At 32.4% G+C, this 17633-nt stretch carries 11 protein-coding genes; 3 read left to right on the forward strand and 8 right to left on the reverse strand.

The window, feature by feature from the left end:
- Window positions 1-125: 125 nt before the first annotated feature.
- The 5 genes from DZ60_RS0110480 to fumC all read right to left on the reverse strand — a co-directional run bounded on the left by DZ60_RS0110480 (window position 126) and on the right by fumC (window position 10458).
- On the reverse strand, window positions 126-3317 hold the full coding sequence (locus tag DZ60_RS0110480; protein ID WP_025742028.1) for an AsmA family protein: 3192 nt from the start codon (window positions 3315-3317) through the stop codon (window positions 126-128).
- A gap of 576 nt (window positions 3318-3893) precedes the next feature.
- Complete coding sequence (locus DZ60_RS24205) at window positions 3894-4316, reverse strand: DUF2147 domain-containing protein (protein WP_025742029.1); 423 nt, start codon at window positions 4314-4316, stop codon at window positions 3894-3896.
- A 229-nt stretch (window positions 4317-4545) separates the two neighbouring features.
- The gene (locus DZ60_RS24210) at window positions 4546-6381 is read right to left on the reverse strand and encodes a BspA family leucine-rich repeat surface protein (protein ID WP_025742030.1); all 1836 of its coding nucleotides are present in this window, start codon (window positions 6379-6381) and stop codon (window positions 4546-4548) included.
- A gap of 88 nt (window positions 6382-6469) precedes the next feature.
- Window positions 6470-8311 (reverse strand): BspA family leucine-rich repeat surface protein, encoded by a 1842-nt coding sequence (locus DZ60_RS24215; RefSeq protein ID WP_081740469.1) that lies wholly within the window; start codon window positions 8309-8311, stop codon window positions 6470-6472.
- A 749-nt stretch (window positions 8312-9060) separates the two neighbouring features.
- Window positions 9061-10458 carry a class II fumarate hydratase gene (gene fumC, locus DZ60_RS0110500; RefSeq protein ID WP_025742032.1) on the reverse strand — a complete coding sequence of 466 codons (1398 nt, stop codon included), beginning with the start codon at window positions 10456-10458 and terminating at the stop codon, window positions 9061-9063.
- A gap of 190 nt (window positions 10459-10648) precedes the next feature.
- On the opposite strand from fumC, the gene DZ60_RS25450 reads away from it, so the two are divergent.
- The gene (locus DZ60_RS25450; RefSeq protein WP_162831961.1) at window positions 10649-10825 is read left to right on the forward strand and encodes a hypothetical protein; all 177 of its coding nucleotides are present in this window, start codon (window positions 10649-10651) and stop codon (window positions 10823-10825) included.
- Window positions 10826-11083: 258 nt separating this feature from the next.
- Here the strand turns inward: DZ60_RS25450 and DZ60_RS0110510 are convergent, their stop codons facing one another.
- On the reverse strand, window positions 11084-13552 hold the full coding sequence (locus DZ60_RS0110510; protein WP_025742033.1) for a TonB-dependent receptor domain-containing protein: 2469 nt from the start codon (window positions 13550-13552) through the stop codon (window positions 11084-11086).
- Window positions 13553-13887: 335 nt separating this feature from the next.
- Here DZ60_RS0110510 and DZ60_RS0110515 point away from each other — a divergent pair, with 335 nt between their 5' ends.
- The gene (locus DZ60_RS0110515) at window positions 13888-14448 is read left to right on the forward strand and encodes a conjugal transfer protein TraO (RefSeq protein WP_025742034.1); all 561 of its coding nucleotides are present in this window, start codon (window positions 13888-13890) and stop codon (window positions 14446-14448) included.
- A 144-nt stretch (window positions 14449-14592) separates the two neighbouring features.
- Here the strand turns inward: DZ60_RS0110515 and arsC are convergent, their stop codons facing one another.
- Both arsC and prfB read right to left on the reverse strand, forming a co-directional pair.
- Complete coding sequence (arsC, locus tag DZ60_RS0110520) at window positions 14593-14934, reverse strand: arsenate reductase (glutaredoxin) (RefSeq protein WP_025742035.1); 342 nt, start codon at window positions 14932-14934, stop codon at window positions 14593-14595.
- A 98-nt stretch (window positions 14935-15032) separates the two neighbouring features.
- Window positions 15033-16130, reverse strand: coding sequence for a peptide chain release factor 2 (gene prfB / locus DZ60_RS0110525; protein WP_025742036.1), 1098 nt, complete (start codon window positions 16128-16130; stop codon window positions 15033-15035).
- Between the two features lie 277 nt (window positions 16131-16407).
- Here prfB and DZ60_RS0110530 point away from each other — a divergent pair, with 277 nt between their 5' ends.
- Window positions 16408-17625, forward strand: coding sequence for a lanthionine synthetase C family protein (locus tag DZ60_RS0110530; protein ID WP_025742037.1), 1218 nt, complete (start codon window positions 16408-16410; stop codon window positions 17623-17625).
- Window positions 17626-17633: the final 8 nt, after the last annotated feature.

Here is a 17633-nt window from a genome sequence, read left to right on the forward strand (position 1 = left end):
TAACTTACACAGTTAATGAGATACTACCTTAAACCCGCCGGTATTCGTTTACACGGCATATAAGATACTACCCAAAAAATATTGGATAGCGCCTTATTTTACTTATACGCATAATCACAATACGTCTAATTCTTTTTCTTACCCAAGGATACTTTATAGTTATCTATGCTACCTTTGATTTTTAAATTAAGATACTTTGTTTTTTTGGTAGTATCTATTTCTACAATTTGATCTTCTTGCTCCTCACTAATCACCGTTTCCTTCTTGTTACCAAACAATTTTCCCCAAGCAGCTTTTCTTACAGTCTTCCAAGGAATACGTAAATAATAATCAATATTTTGATTATGATCATGCGTACCGGACAATTCTATATGGCCCAAAGTAGATTCGATAGTCATAGCAGGAATATGAATCTTCCCTTTCTTTATAGCTAAGTTATTTTGTAAAGTGTCAAACCGAATGTTCTGAAGGTTTTTGTCTCCCATATACTCTGAAAGTGCTAACATTGGATCGTAATTTTTTAATCTTCCATTTAGCACTTTTACTTCCATTTCTATATTAGATTGATCCAGATCAGGAACCATATCTGGGTATACTCTAATTTTACCTTTAATTCTAGAGGTAAGCTTACCTTGTAAGTTTTCTGAAACAAGGTGGTCTTGTCCAAAGTTTTCGAATTTGAATAGTAATTTATCTAAATCAACATTATTCATCACCAAATCCGGTCGCATATAGATATGTTTTGGATCGCTACCATTAAAATATCCACCTAATTTAATATTTCCTCCCGCCGCATCCATATGTAAGGTGTCTATATAAATGTAGTGATTAGGGGTTGTTCGTAAATCTGCTTTGATATTTTGAAGATCTATTCTGTGGTAAATAAAGTGGGCGATATCTGCCTTAAATTGCATATCTGTAAAAGGCAATTCATACAAATTGAATGCATTTGCATGTTCTTTTACATCTGCGGTTTTTGAAGTTATAACTTCTGTGGGTTTTGGCGGACTTAAATCAAAATTAAAAAGTGCGTCAAAGTCGATATAATTTGCCTTTAATTCTAGGTAATTATCTCTTTTCTTTATTTGTGGATCATCTCCCAAATAGTAGTTTAGATCGAAATTAAAGTTAGTAGTTCCTATTTCACCATGAAAGTCTTTTATTACCAAGTGTTCCTCTTCGTAATGTATGTTTCCTCTAAAATTATCAAAGCGAAGCGGATGCAATTTCATTTTTGTATTTAACTTGTCTAAAGCCAGATCGATAGAGTGTAAAGAAGAATCTTTATAATGCATACTAGATGCAACATGCAATGCCAAATTATCAAACGTTTCATGTCGATATTCTGTTGGAACATAATTTTCGCCCTTATACGAAAAGACATCTTCTAATCTTAATTTGTTCGAAGTGAGGTTAATATCTAAATTTACATCTCCGTTCAGTTGCGGTTTCATCCAAAAAGCATAATCATGTATTAGCCCATCAAAATGAAAATCACTATCATCTATATACCCTGTAAAATCTATTATTTCCAAGTCTTTATCATCTATCAACACATCGGCATGAAAATCATGAAGTTTATGCGGATAATGCTTCAAGTCTGCATATAAACTATCAATAAAAAATTCTCCTTTTGGTAAATATTCAGATTCTGTAAAATCTTTTGCAGAAGCTTTAAAAGAAAGGCCTAAACTCAAGTCTTTTATTTGCTCATCGAAACCATTTTGGATAGTATCCTGTTTTGAAAATCGGGTTAATTCTTTGATATCTATGTTTTTAGAGGTGATGTCTAAATGAGCTTCTACAGGGATGTTCGTATGATGTACAATAGAAGGTAAGTCTGATAGAAAACCATTTATAGATAGATCTGAATTTCCTATAGATAGTTCAAACTTGTTAAGAGATGCTTCTTTGCCATTCATCACTAAATGTATATTCAAATCGTGTAAGGGAGCGGGAAGTTCTTCTGTCACTAAACTCAAGTCTTTTACAATCAATTCTGTAAAGTAAGATTGATTGAGTTTTTGTAATGCTTTTTCAGGTTTTTCAATATCAATAATATCATGAAAATTCATTTTCAAGGATACTTGCCCTGAGACATCCTGAACTTGCTCTAATTCAAAAAAGTCGGTTATAAAATTGAGGTTGAAATTCGAGTTGATTTTCATATCCACTTCTGGGGATTCAAAATTCTTAACAAAAATCGAACCTTCAAACTCACCTTTTTCTAAAGACGCCGTCATATCGGTTAAAGAAAACTCCATGGTACTAGCGTCTCTATTCTCTCCATTAGTAAAATGCCCATTAAATCCCATATTATCAATCTTTTTGGCTCTTTCAGTATTTTCTAAAAAGGCTTTCCCAGCTCCAAAATGAGCATTGATAAACGGTCTATTTCCTTTGTTTGCTGGTCCTCGGATACTGGCGTTAAAATAGATTTCACCGGCATTTTTATATTTCTCTAATACGGGTATTACATCCGCTGGAGCAAAAGCTATAAGCATATCAAAATTAGGCTTTGTTCCTTTTATAGAAAGGTCAAGGTCTACATCATTCTTTGTATCTATAGTTCCTTCTAACTCAAAATCACCATTTTCCATGATAATACCTGAAGGCTCTATGTCGAGAATGCCAGTATGTTCATTAAATACTACATCTGTATGAACTTCAAAATGCTTTTTATGGATGAATGTTGTATCTCCATCTTTTATCACATTTAATTCAAAATCAGTATCTATGTGCCCAGCGATAATACTATCTTTTTGACTAAAACCGCCTATACCAGTGTATATAAATTTTTCGACATCAGTATTAGTAGCTTCATCTAAAGTGTGAATATCTAAATTTTTGAATTTAATTTTTTTTAAATGAATATTAGTAGAAGGTGTCTCTGTTTCAGAAGTGCTTGCCAATGAGTTTTGAATATTAGTAGTGTTATTTTCATGAATAACAATATTAAAAACGCCTTCCTCGATTACAACAGATTGAATGTCATAGTTTTTATTGATAATATCCCATAGGTTAAAACCTACGTATATATCTTTTACATCCATTATGATGGGGGCATCGTCTTCTTTTGTTTCAAAAATTTTTACATCATTAACTTTTATGGATATATACGGAAAGTTGGCAAAAAGTGATAATTTACTTTCACCCACGCCTATAAGACCTTTATGTTCTTTGTTTAGTTTTGCAATCTCCTCCTTAATAATTTCGGATTGGTTACTCTGAATGTATAGTATTAAACCTCCTACTAATAAAAGAGGAACAATAATTAGTAGGACTAAAATTCGTTTCCAGAATTTTTTAATTTTCACAGGAGAAATTTTTAGAGTTAGAAAAGGTGCGCAACTCTAAAAGTAACGAATTCGAATGAAAAATCTTATTTTATAGTATGATTTAGTTTTTGGAGTAACCGTATTGTTGATTAGCTATTTTAGAGTTTTAATGATCTAGAATGCAAAAAGTCACTTCTTGATAAAATATTTAAGTACTCAGTTGATTTAGAGAATCCTTTTGACTTTAATATATTCTGATGCAGGGGTGGAAGCATCGTGTGTTTTTGTAGTGTGGTGCTACTCACGAACTTTTGGCTTGGTACTGACTTTTATTTTATGTTTATGCGTTCCTTTTGTCACTTCAGCCGCCTATTTCGTACATGAGTGGTGACGTACTTTAGATCTATTCGGCTTTAATTCCTATTGTGTTGAATTCATCAATAACTTTACACCTAGCAAAACATAATAGAGTTAATAGTGTTATTATACGTTAGGAATTTCTGCGCATTATTCGATACGTTCTATATTCAAATAATTTCCACAGTCTTTTCAAAAAATAAGATTGTTTGAATCAAATCTATGACTAATTTCTAGTTTAAATAGATGATACATGATTTATTCAATAACTCGATAAGCTTCAAAGGTCTTGAATAAAAAACTTTTATAAGCACGTATATAACAAACATTAGTGTTATCTGGATCAATCCATACTTTTACGGTATATGTTTTTCCGCTATCAGCATTATAGATAGTTCCACCAGAAAGCACACCATCTTCATATTTTAATTGGTCCAAAATAATCATATTAATTAGAGGACGTTTTTGAAGTTCTTTAATAGGATTTTTGTTGTCTAGTCCGTTAAGATTGGATTGCGGGTTTTTAGTACGCTTATGTATTTTTCCGTAAAATACATTTTCGTGTTCGTAAATTTCTATAATAGACCCTCCTTTGATTTCCCATTTTCCGATGTAGGTGTCAGAAGTAACCGAAACATTAATAAATAGGAATGATATTGCAATAAGTATAGTAACCTTCATTAGCATAAACTTATTGAATTTAATTCATTAATCTTAATAAAAACTTAAATTATTGGTGTCAATCGTATCAATCTATTTCAAAAAATGACGTTTTAACTGGGGTATAAGAGAAATGTAGAAATAATATTTTATAAAACAACCCTTTATAATTCTAGAATTATAAAGGGTTGTTGTTTTGTTTTTTAGTTATTTACACAGTGGAGTGATTAACAAGAAAATTGTTTTTCACTTATAAAGGACATTGTCCTCCGTCTGTAATAGTCCAACTAGTTGAACTTACTAAATTAGCTCTTGCAGTTGTCCCTGAACAATATATCGAATTACCACCATCAAATGAAAGATCGCTTTGCCTTGCTTGTCCTGCAAAACTAATTAGTATTTTATCATAAGTTAATGTCGGTAGGGTAACACCAGAAAACATGCCAGTAAAATTTGTCACTTTACTGATTTCCCAATTATCAGTATCGGGATTTGCATTAACTGCTTCATAGAACATATAACCCATAGTAGTTACATTGCTCGTATCCCAATTACTGGTATCAGGATTGGCAAAAGGAGCTCCTCTAAACATATAATAAAATTGAGTTGCACTGCTTGTATCCCAGTTAGTTGTATTTGGCTCTGCAACTAATGCATTATAGAACATATATGACATATCTGTTACCTTGCTTGTATCCCATCCACTTACGTCGGGATTAGCTATAGTAGTCCCGCCAAACATAAACCTCATACTTGTTACGTTACTTGTATCCCAATTACTTACATCAGGATTAGCAATCTCAGTTGCTCCAAACATATATCCCATATTGGTGACATTACTTGTGTCCCAATTACTTACATCCGGGTTTGCATTATCTGCATTATAGAACATGAAGTACATATTGGTTACCTTACTCGTATCCCAATTGCTTACATCAGGATTACCGCTGATACCACTGAACATTCTAGACATATCTCTTACATTGCTTGTATCCCAATTGCTTACATCAGGATTAGCCATATTTGCATAATAAAACATGCGACTCATATTAGTGATATTACTCATATCCCAATTACTTACATCAGGATTTGCTTTATCGGCTTGTTGAAACATCTTTTCTGTACTTATTGCCTGAGAAAGATCTGGTTGATCTGTTGCAAGGATTTCCATATTAACACAGTAGTTAAAAGCATTTGCTAACGAAAGCCATTTGTTGGTACCCCATTGATTAAGTTCAATTAAATTTTCTACATCTTCTTCATCTTCTTCATCTTCTTGATGATTTAGAGCAGGAAATGTACCCGTGATACGTATAGTGTGCGGACCATCATCTTCAAATCTATGATAGGTAGCTGTGGTTATTCCTGATTCATCGACAACACCATCATTATCCCAATCTACAGCATAATTGTATTCATATGATGTGTTTATAGGTATGTAAACATATGTTCCTGTCCAGGTTGTAATAAATTCTGTGCCAGCTATCGTTTGATCTGTAAAAGTAATAGTAACCGTAAATTCTTGGGTATCTCCATTTTCTGCAGTAATTGTATAGGTTACCGGTTCACTAAAATCTTGTGGAGTATTAATAGCAGGCGAAATAAAAGCACCCATATAATCAATAGTAGGGATCAATTTTGTAATATCTGTACCTACCAAAACTTCAATATTTACTTCATTGTTTTCTATAGTTGCCGTTCGGTCTCCTACAGTAAAAGAGACTAAGTCATTCGCATCAGGACCTGTTATTTGAAGGAACATTTTTCCACTAATACTAGAATCACTCTCAGAAGTAGCAGTTAGTTCTACAATACCAGCAGCGATGCCAGTCACAAGTCCCGTTTCGTCAATAGTAGCTTTTTCGTCATTGCTACTGCTCCAGATAACATTTTGATTGGCTGTATTTGCAGGAGTAAAAGTTGCTGTTAATTGTAATGTAGCGTCTTTGACTATTGATGTAGTTTCTGCGGTTACTTCTATAGCAATTGTATCTGTATTTGAGTTATCTCCTGAATCATCACTACAGGATGCCATTACTAGTATTAGCAAAGCAAAGTAGATGCTTAGTGGCTTGAATTGTTTCATTTTTTTATTTTTTATTTTTTATTTTTTCTAAAAGAGAACATTTGTAATTGGTTCTTCTTTATATTATCATCATTTAGTTAAAATTAATTTAAAAACATGATCCGCCATCTGTAATGGTCCATAGTGTTGTACTTATTAGATTTGCTCTTGCCGTTGATCCTGAACAGTAAATAGAGTTACCGCCATGAAAAGAGACATTACTTTGTCGTGCCTGATCCTCAAAGTTAATTAACATTTTGTCATAACTAATTGTGGGTAGTGTTACCCCAAAGAACATATTGAACATAGTAGTTACATTACCAATTACCCAATTATCTGTATTTGGATTGGCACTCAGTGCTTCATAAAACATATAATCCATTCGAGTTACATTACTGGTGTCCCAATCAGTAGTATCAGGATTGGCAAGAGGAGCTCCTCTGAAAGTATATCGAAATGTAGTTACTTCGCTTGTGTCCCAATTTGTTGTATTCGGTTCTGCAACTAAGGCATTATAAAACATAAAGGACATATTCGTTACATTACTAGTGTCCCATCCACTTACATCTGGATTAGCTACAGCAGTTCCACCAAACATATATAGCATGGAAGTTACCTTACTGGTATCCCAATCACTTACATCAGGATTTGCTATGTCTGCTAAACCAAACATATATCCCATATCGGTAACGTTACTGGTGTCCCACTCACTTACGTCAGGATTTGCAGCATCTGCATTATAAAACATAAAATACATATTGGCAACGTTACTGGTGTCCCAATTACTTACATCAGGATTAGCAATAGTTGTATTTCTAAAAAGATGAGACATGTCTGTTGCATTACTGGTATCCCAATTACTTACATCTGGATTTGCGCCGGTTGCATACATAAACATTCCGGACAAAATTTCAATATTACTGACATCCCAATTACTCACATCAGGATTTGCAAGCTCCGCATAAGAAAACATTCTGTAAACACTTATAGCTTCGGACAGGTCAGGGACATCCGTTGCCAAAATTTCTAAATTAGGACATCTATTAAATGCATTGGCAAATGATAACCATTTTCCTGTTCCCCATTGATTAAGTTCTATCAAATCCTCTGAGCCACCATCATCATCATACGGATCTTCATGATTTATAGCAGGAAAAGTACCACTAATACGAATTGTATGAGGTCCTTCATCATTGTATGTGTGAGAAGCTTCACCCGTAATTCCTGATTCATCTACAATACCATCATTGTCCCAATCTACACCATAATTATATTGGTATGCATCTTGTATAGGGATTACAACGGTTGTACCAGTCCAGGTTGTTATAAATTCTGAACCAGGAACCATAGCATCTGTAAAAGTTATACTTACTGTAAATTCTTGTGTATCTCCATTCTCTGCGGTAACAGTATATGTTACTGGTTCAGAGAAATCTTGTTCTATACCACTAGCAGGAGTAATAAATAGTCCACTATGTTCAATAATTGGTGTTAATTTGGAAATATCTGTGTCTGTCAGAACTTCGATGGCTATTTGACCATCTGTAATGGTAGCCGTTCTTTCGGCAATCGTAAAGGTTGTAATTTCTTTAGAATCTGCCCCAGTTACTGCAATGGATATACTACCGTTTATATTGGCATTTCCGTCTATTGTACCCGTAAGTTCTACAATCCCAGATTCTATACCTGTTACTAAGCCAGTCTCACTTATTGAGGCGAGCGATTCATCACTTGTTGTCCAAATTACATTTTCTGCAGGTGTATCAGAAGAGCCCAGAGTTGCTGTTAATTGTACCGTAGCATCTTTTGCTATAATTGTAGTTTCTGCGGTTACATTCAAAACGTTACCTCCTCCATCTGATACTACTTCTAAAATATTATCCTTTGTACAAGAAGTGATTAATAAAAGTAGCATACCAAAATATATGCTTAGCGATTTGAAGTGTTTCATTTTTTTTAATTTATTGATATATACAAAGCTCTACAAGTAGAATTTATTTTTTGTTAAAATAACAAAAAAAAACTCTAAAAAAATCTGAATGTTAGGTATTATTAGTAAAGATTTTAGGTCTTACGACAACTTTTTGGTTCTAATAATATGTTATTTTTGTTTTATTATATTTAAAAATCTGATTTACAGTGTTTTATTTTGTTTTTGTTTGATTATAGATTTTAGTTTGCCTACTCCATTTAAAATGTTAATTTTTCCCTAATCATTATTTTATAACCGCCTATAAGTTCGGTTTTGATTTATTAAGTTTTAAAAATACTTTTAGAACTTATCTTTTTTATTTTGATTTAAAACTGTCATTTAATCATAAATCAAAAACATAATTTATTAGTATTTTAATAGAAAACTAAAATACTAATAAAAAGTTAAAATTGTTAATTGAGCTTCCTCTCATTAAACAATATGTAAAGATTATATTATGTTAAGTATTTGTACAACAGTTTTATAGGTGATCTTCTTTTTAATTAACACTATAAAGTGTTAAGGGTTTGAAAAACAACGTTAATTTATTGTTTTTAGTATTAAGGTGATATTGTTTTTTTTGCAATTTTATTTAGATCTCTTAATATGAATACAAAGATGTACACACTTTATAGTTATATATAAAAAACGAAATCCCTGATATTACTAAAACATAGTAAGAATATCAGGGATTTAAACGGTAAGTGGATATAATTTTATTGAGGAAATTATTTAAGTTCTCCAACCATATCTTCTGGTTTAACCCATTCTTCAAATTCTTGCTCGCTAACGAATCCTAAAGAAACTGCTTCATGTTTTAGTGTTGTACCATTTTGATGTGCGGTATTCGCTATTTCTGCAGCTTTGTAGTATCCTATTTTAGTATTTAATGCTGTAACAAGCATTAAAGAATTATTTAATAGTTCTGTAATACGTTTTTGGTTGGGTTCTATACCTTGCGCACAATGTTCATCAAAAGAAACACATGCATCACCAAGTAACTGTGCACTTTGTAATAGATTAGCGGCCATAACAGGTTTAAATACATTCAATTCGAAGTGTCCCTGCATACCACCAACATTGATAGCAACATCATTACCAAGTACTTGAGCGCATACCATTGTCAAAGCTTCACATTGTGTTGGGTTTACTTTACCAGGCATGATTGAACTTCCTGGTTCGTTTGCCGGAATTATCAGTTCTCCAATCCCACTTCTAGGTCCAGAAGCAAGCATGCGAATATCATTTCCTATTTTGTTAAGAGAAACAGCAAGTTGTTTTAATGCCCCATGAGTTTCTACTAATGCATCATGAGCGGCAAGAGCTTCAAATTTATTTTCTGCCGTTATAAATGGTAAACTGGTAAATTGAGCAATAAATTCTGATACACGCTTGGCATATCCTTTGGGAGTATTAAGTCCCGTTCCTACTGCAGTACCACCTAAAGCCATTTCTGCAAGATGTGGTAATGTGTTTTCTAAGGCTTTAAGTCCATGATCTAATTGAGAGACATAGCCAGATAATTCTTGTCCTATAGTTAAAGGTGTTGCATCCATAAAATGGGTGCGTCCAATTTTTACAACATCTTTAAAATCTTCTGATTTTTTCTTTAATGTATCTCTAAGTTTAGTAATCCCAGGAATTGTTACTTCGACAATCTTTTTATATGCTGCAATATGCATTCCTGTAGGGAACGTATCATTAGAAGATTGAGACTTGTTGACATCGTCATTCGGTTGTATTGTCTTTTCACCTTCACCAATAGTCTTACCAGCTAATTGATGCGCTCTATTGGCAATCACCTCATTAACGTTCATATTACTTTGCGTGCCAGATCCTGTTTGCCAGATTACTAGTGGAAATTGATCATCATGCTTTCCTGCAAGAATTTCATCACATACTTTTGCAATAAGATCTCTTTTTTCTATTGCAAGAACTCCTAGCTCGCAGTTTGTAAAAGCTGCAGCTTTTTTAAGGTATGCAAATCCATAAATAATCTCTAACGGCATAGATGCAGCTGCCCCTATCTTAAAGTTATTTCTAGAACGTTCTGTTTGAGCTCCCCAAAGCTTATCAGAAGGCACTTTTACCTCGCCCATTGTATCCTTTTCTATTCTGTAGTCCATAATTAGGTATGATGATTTATTTTTTAAAGAGTGCAAATTTAAGCATTTGTCTTGCTATTTCTGAATAAAGAACCCACTTTTTGAAGTTTAGAATATATTCGTAATAGAATTTATAAATAAATTAAATTTCTATGAGGACAAATACATAAGACTTATTATCTTTGTCAAAATTGAAAATTAGAATAATAATATGTTTGAATTTGATCAGTATCTAGGTTTTTTAGCATTTTTAACCATTCTTACCATAGGATTTTGGTTAATGATCTTTTTATTAACTTTTGTAGTTCCTTATTGGATTATTGGTGCGAATATTGAAAATTTTAAATTAAGAAAAGAAGCTAAACGTAAGGCTAAAGAACAATCTTAGTATATAGCTGATCATACAATTATATAAAATCACAAAAAGGAGGTCATTTGATCTCCTTTTTGTGATTTTATTACTTTCGGTAAATTTTTAATTGTAGTAATTACAGGTGTTATTTCATTTTTAGTTTAATAACCAGTAAGCTTAAATAATTTTATATTGTAGTTGTTTATCAAGAACGCAGGGTTTTTGATATAGCAGTATTAAAAAGTGTTACAGCTAAAACGTATTGGTTAGAGATGTTTTATTCATAATTAACCACTATTCAAAACTATCATCTTCGTTATCTCTTTGTTGTCTTTGCCTTTTCTTCTTTTGATTAAATCTATATGTAAATGACAAAATAAAGTTACGTTCCCTACGCTGATACTCGCTGTACGAGGTGAATGTTTCCGTTGTAGAAATGCTTTGTCTTTTTCTTGTATTAAAAACGTCATTGACGTTAAATGTTAATGATGCTTTTTCATTAAATAAGTCTTTACTAAATGCTAGGTTCATACTGAATATTCCATCGGTTTTTGTTTGAGCATTTTCATTAGGTCCTCTGTAGTTGATACTTGTTTGCCAATCAATTTTGGCAGGCAAAGAAACCTTATTGTTCAAACGTGCTGACCATGAAAAAATATCGGCATCAAAGTTTTCGTCCTCATAGGTGCCTCGTATGCTATTTTGAAAAGCATTAAAATCACTATTAATTCTCCATTTTCTTGATGGATTATAGCTTAATGCTAATTCAAATCCATATCTGTAAGAATTTGAGAGGTTTACTGGGGTTCTTCGGATCACAGGAACGATAGTACCTTCATTATTTTCGTCGGCACCAATAATTGCGGTATCACCTGTGTCTTCGGAGATAAAGGTAAATACCTGAGTTGAATTACTATAATAAATAGAAGAACTCAAAGTGAATTTCTTACTTTTATTTAGATATCCTAAGTCAAAGGTGTTCGAGTAGCTAGGGTTTATATCAGGATTTCCCTGAAAAAGACTGGTGGCACTCGATCTCGAAGGAAAAGGATTAATATACCTTGATCTAGGTCTTCGTATCCTTCTATTGTATCCTAAAGTAAAATTTTGATTTTCAGAAATTTCATAACTCAAATTAATGGTAGGAAATAATTGAGTATATTTCTTCTTATTAAAATCGCCACTAGTTTGCTGATCAATTGTGATTCTTGAGTTTTCTAAACGCAACCCAAGAAGATAGGTGAGTTTTCCCTTTTTACTTCCGAACTGTGAGTATACGGCATTTATGTATTCTTTATAAATTAGATTGTTTGATAGATTTGTATCAGTCGTTATAGTACCATTACTATCTAATTGCACTAAATAATCTGTATCTAATTCATTAAAATTACCTCTATATCCTAATTCGAATTGACTGTTTTCATGAATAGGTAATACATAATCTGTTTGTAACAAAATTTCATTTTGATCTTCAAGAGTTTGTACCAATTCGATTGTTGAAATGTTATCTTGTGTAATTTTAGAGTTTTCTTCTTCGCTACTATTTTCTATTTGAAAATCAAAAGTCAATTTGTGACCATTATCATCAAAATCCTTGTTATAATTGAGGGAGTATTGTTTTGTAGTATCATCTTCTGCTTCTGGGTCAAAGCGAATATTACTACTGATAACTGTACCATTTAGATCTGGTTGTGTGATAAAATTCGTAGAGTTATTCTGATTATCACTAAAACGATATAAAAAAGAGGAAGTTAGAGAAGAACTATTATTAATATACCATTCTATACCTATATTCGTGTTTAATCCATTGCGCACTCTATCGAATTTTCGTTCTTCATTGAGAAATGTATCTGGATTATCAATAAAATTATCTAGAATATCAGGATCTTGCTCAATGTTAAAAAAACGAGACGCTGTTAGAGAATTCCCGGGCCTTTCTCTGTATTGATATCCAGAGGTAGTAAAAATATTAAAATCGCCTGTCCGATAATTTAGATTACCAGATACACCAGCAGTTTGAGGGTATCCTGTATTTACGGTAATGGCTCCATTTAATCCCTGTAATTTGCTTCGGCGTAAAATTATATTAAGAATCCCTGCGGTACCTTCGGCATCGTATCTAGCAGACGGAGAGGTTATTACTTCTACACGCTCTATAGATTCTGCGGGTAATTGTCTAAGGGCATCAGTACTATTGAGTCCAACAAGTCCAGAGGGTTTTCCATTTATTAGAATGGTTACATTATCATTACCTCTCAAAGCAACATTTCCCTCTACATCAACAGATACTGAGGGAACATTGTCAAGAACATCACTTACGGTTCCTCCTGATACTGTTAGATCTTTACCAACATTATATATTTTTTTGTCTAGTCTAATGTCTACCGTAGTTTTTTCTGCAATCACCACGATGTCATTAAGTGATTCTGTATCTAGTTCAAGTTTTAGTATTCCAAAATCAGTATTTTTAAAAAGACGTTGATTGGAAATTGTTTTAGTTCTAAACGAAATATATTCAATAATTACATCGTATACTCCGGGTTGAATATCTACAGTAAAATATCCCTTAGAATTAGTAATACCACCAGTAGCTATTTTTTGCAATTTTTTGCTAAAAAATGATATTGTTGCATATTCTAAAGGTTGGTTTAAGTCTTTGTCTTTGATAATTCCTTTTATAGTTATTGAACCGGTTGAAGCATTCTTATTTTGTGCATTAGAGAAAAAGATAGGAATAAGAAGAAAAAATATAAGGTACTTCATATGTTTGTATCAAGGTAGCAAGATTCAAAAATATTATAAGCAATTACGCGAAGCGGTTAATGATTTGTTAAATAAGGCTTGAAAATATTTTTGATTGTAGGATTCTATTTTTTTTATTTTTTGAAAAGGAAACAAATGTGTAACTATTTGATTATTAAGTGTTTTTGATTTCATTTTTTTAGGCGCCCCATTTTTTGAAACTTTTTATTTTGGGGGAAATATCATTTTAAAAGGAAACTTTACTACGAAAAGCAATTTTTTTATGTAGACTTCGTTAAATTTTGATAAATTTATGCTTTTCTAACAAAAAATTATACAGTAATAAAACGGGTTTCATGAAAAAACGATTAGCGAATACGTACTTAATTCTTGCAATCATCTTTGCAACTTCATTTTCTGTTCATGCGCAAAGTCATAAAATGGCATTTTCTCTAACTGGCGGATACGTGCAAAATGGTTTTGCAGGAATGGTAACAGTGGATTATAAGAAGAATGAATTTGATTATTTTCAATTTAGTCTTCAGGGTAGTTTTTCTGACCTAGAAAATGGAGATATCGATATTCCTGTGAGTCTTTATTCCCTTAATGCAGGATATTTTTATGATTTGTTACGTAATAATAATAGAAAATATGCAATAGCACTAGGAGGAGGAGCAACAGTTGGTTATGAGGTTATAAATGAAGGAGACGATGTTCTTGAAAATGGAGATGTGTTGAGTGAAAATGTTGAGCCAAGTACTGCTGTATTTGGGGTATACTTTGGATTAGATGCAGATATATTTTTGAAACCTACTGTAGCGATTAATTTCAAGGCGAATGAAACCTATCATTTTAATAGTGAAGTAGGAGATTTTACTCCGTACTTGGGATTAGGAGTTAAGTTGATTTTGTACTAGAAGAAGCATAAAAAGTATTCTTTGTCAATAGAAGATAACAAGAGAAGATACAGAAAAGATATCATAAGAAAAAAAACCGAATCAGAAGTATAGATACTTCTGATTCGGTTTTTTTGTAAAAGCTTAATTCATTTAATTATGTAATTATAAAATATTAATTACTTTTTCTGGCGGTCTTCCTATGATTGCCTTATTTTTTTTTATTACAATTGGTCGTTCTATAAGTTTTGGATATTCACACATAGCTGCTATTAGGTCTGTATCGCTTAGATCCTTATTTCTGAATTTTTCTTTCCAAATTGCTTCATTTTTTCGGATAAGGTCTATAGGTTTTATTTTTAAAAGATCAATAACTTGTTCAAGTTGTTCTTTGGTAAATGGAGTATCGAGATATTTGACAATGTTGAGATCTTCTTTGTGCTCTTCTAGAATAGCCAAGCATTGTCTTGATTTGCTGCATCTGGGGTTATGATATATAGTTGTCATTTTATTTTGATAAAGTTTTAAAATTTATTTCCAAAATCTTACTTCATTTTAATTTTTGGCGAAAGGATTGGGTATTAGTCATTCGACTATAAGGAGAATTAATCTTCATTTTTTTGTCCCATCATCATAAGGAAGGCTTTTAAGAATGCATCGATATTGCCATCCATAACACTATCAACATTACCTGTTTCTTGTGCAGTTCTAACGTCTTTTACTAATTTATAAGGATGCATAACATAGTTTCGAATTTGAGATCCCCATTCTATTTTCATTTTAGAAGCTTCTATCTCTGCTCTTTGTGCTTGTCGTTTTTTAAGTTCCATTTCGAATAATTGAGATTTTAGCATTTGTAATGCTTTATCACGATTATCATGCTGAGATCTCGAATCCGAACAAGATATTTGTATACCAGTAGGGAAGTGAGTAAGTTGTACTTTAGTTTCAACTTTATTCACATTTTGTCCTCCTGCACCACTGGATCTAGACGTAATGATTTCGTAATCTGATGGATTTATTTCAATTTCAATACTGTCATCAGCAAGAGGGTATACATATATTGAGGCAAAAGAGGTGTGCCTTTTGGCATTACTATCAAAAGGAGAAATTCTTACTAATCTATGAACTCCATTTTCACCCTTCAGCCAGCCGAAGGCATAATCACCTTCTATTTCTAAAGTCACCGTTTTAATACCAGCAACATCGCCATCTTGATAATTAAGTTCTTTAATTTTGAATCCTTTTTTCTCTGCCCACATTAAGTACATTCTCATAAGCATACTTGCCCAATCACAACTCTCTGTTCCTCCTGCTCCTGCAGTGATCTGAAGCACAGCACTTAAGTTGTCTCCTTCATCACTTAACATGTTTTTAAATTCCATATCTTCGATGAGTAGAAGTGCTTCTTCATATTTCTCGATTACTTCTTCTTCAGATGCATCTCCTTCTTTATGAAATTCAAATAAAATTTCAAGATCATCAACCAAGGTTTCGCCTTTTTTATAATCAGCCACCCATTTTTTTTGCGCATTGAGCTCCCGCATTAGTATTTCTGCCTCTCGTGCATTGTTCCAAAAATCCGGAGCAAAAGTCTTTTCTTCTTCATTAGTGATTTCGATTAACTTTTGTTCTATATTCAAATACTTTTTTAGAGCAGAAACTCTATTCGCAATATCTTTTACCTGATCGGTAGTAATCATATATCGAAATTTTTATCAAAAATAGAACTCTTTTTCTTAAAAGAGGAATCTGGAGTATCGAATTATTTTTTTACATAAACCATAACCGTGATTTCGTGTGAATATTAATATATTCTTCACGATCAGAAATTTTAGAATTTAGAGAAGTTTTGCTATAAGATCAATATATTGCTGGTTATATTTATCCCTTTACATATTTTAGAACGTTCTAAAATATGTAAAGGGATGCTTTTCAAAAATTACACAAAACAGGTTATTCATATATTGCATTATAACTATGGAGATAGAGAATTTATTTAAGAATAAATTAAAAGAGATAGGTGAGATCCTAAATGCTAAGAGTGAAGAAATTAGTGATGTAGGTGTATTATCCGGAATCTCGGGGGTTGCATTGTTTCAGTTTTATTATTCTAAGTTTTTAGAGGATGATAGCTTTGCTGATCAAGGAGCTGAGAATCTTATGCGAATGGTAGAATTAATTAATACAGGAAATGTATTACCTACTTTTTGTACAGGAGTTGCAGGAGCATGTTGGGTATTAGAAATCCTTAAGGAGGAAGAGCTTGTAGCGTTAGATGATGACTTTTTGTCCTCTGATTTAGATTCTTTTTTATTAGAAGTTATGCGTAAGGATATTAAAAAAGAAAATTTTGATTTCTTGCATGGTGCGATTGGTTATGGTTATTATTTTCTAAAAAGGTATAAGAACTCTTCTTCTCAAAAATTAAAGAATAAATACAAAAAGTATCTAGATGAATTAGTAATTAGTCTAAAGACGTTAGCAAAACAAAATGATGAAGAGATTTGGTGGGAGTCACCGTTACAAATAGGAGGAAAAGATAAAGGATGTAACTTAAGTCTGTCACATGGTGTTGCCAGTATTATTAATTTTCTTGCCCGTTTAGGTGAGTTAACGGTATTTTATAAAGATGTTCATGAGCTTTTGATAAAAGCTTCAGGGTATATTTTGGCCCATCAAAATAATGACAAGACGCTTAGCGCTACATTTCCGAATTGGGTTGTCGAAGGTGAAGTAAACGAGGGTTATTCTAGATTATCTTGGTGTTATGGTGATTTAGGTATTGGTATATCGTTGTTGAGAGTAGGAGAGGTCTTAGAGAATAGACATATATATGACGAAGCTCTAAGAATCTTGAAAAAATCTACAAGAAGAAGAGATCCTAAAGAAGCCGGTATACACGATGCAGGTCTATGTCACGGTACCTTTGGCATTCTTCATATTTATAATTATTTGTATAAAAAAACCAAAGATGAAGATTTTAGAAAAGCTATGATATTTTGGGCAGAACAATCTTTACAAATAGATATACATAAAAACGGGTATGCTGGATATATGGTATGGAATGTGAACGATGAGGAACAATGGAAACCAGATACAAGTTTACTAGAAGGAATTGCAGGAATAGGGTTATCTATACTATCATATTTATCTCCTTTTGATTCAAAATGGGATGAAAGCATAATGATAGGTTAAACGATATC

Origin of the sequence: Aquimarina pacifica, from assembly GCF_000520955.1 — a bacterium.
Lineage (GTDB): Bacteria > Bacteroidota > Bacteroidia > Flavobacteriales > Flavobacteriaceae > Aquimarina > Aquimarina pacifica.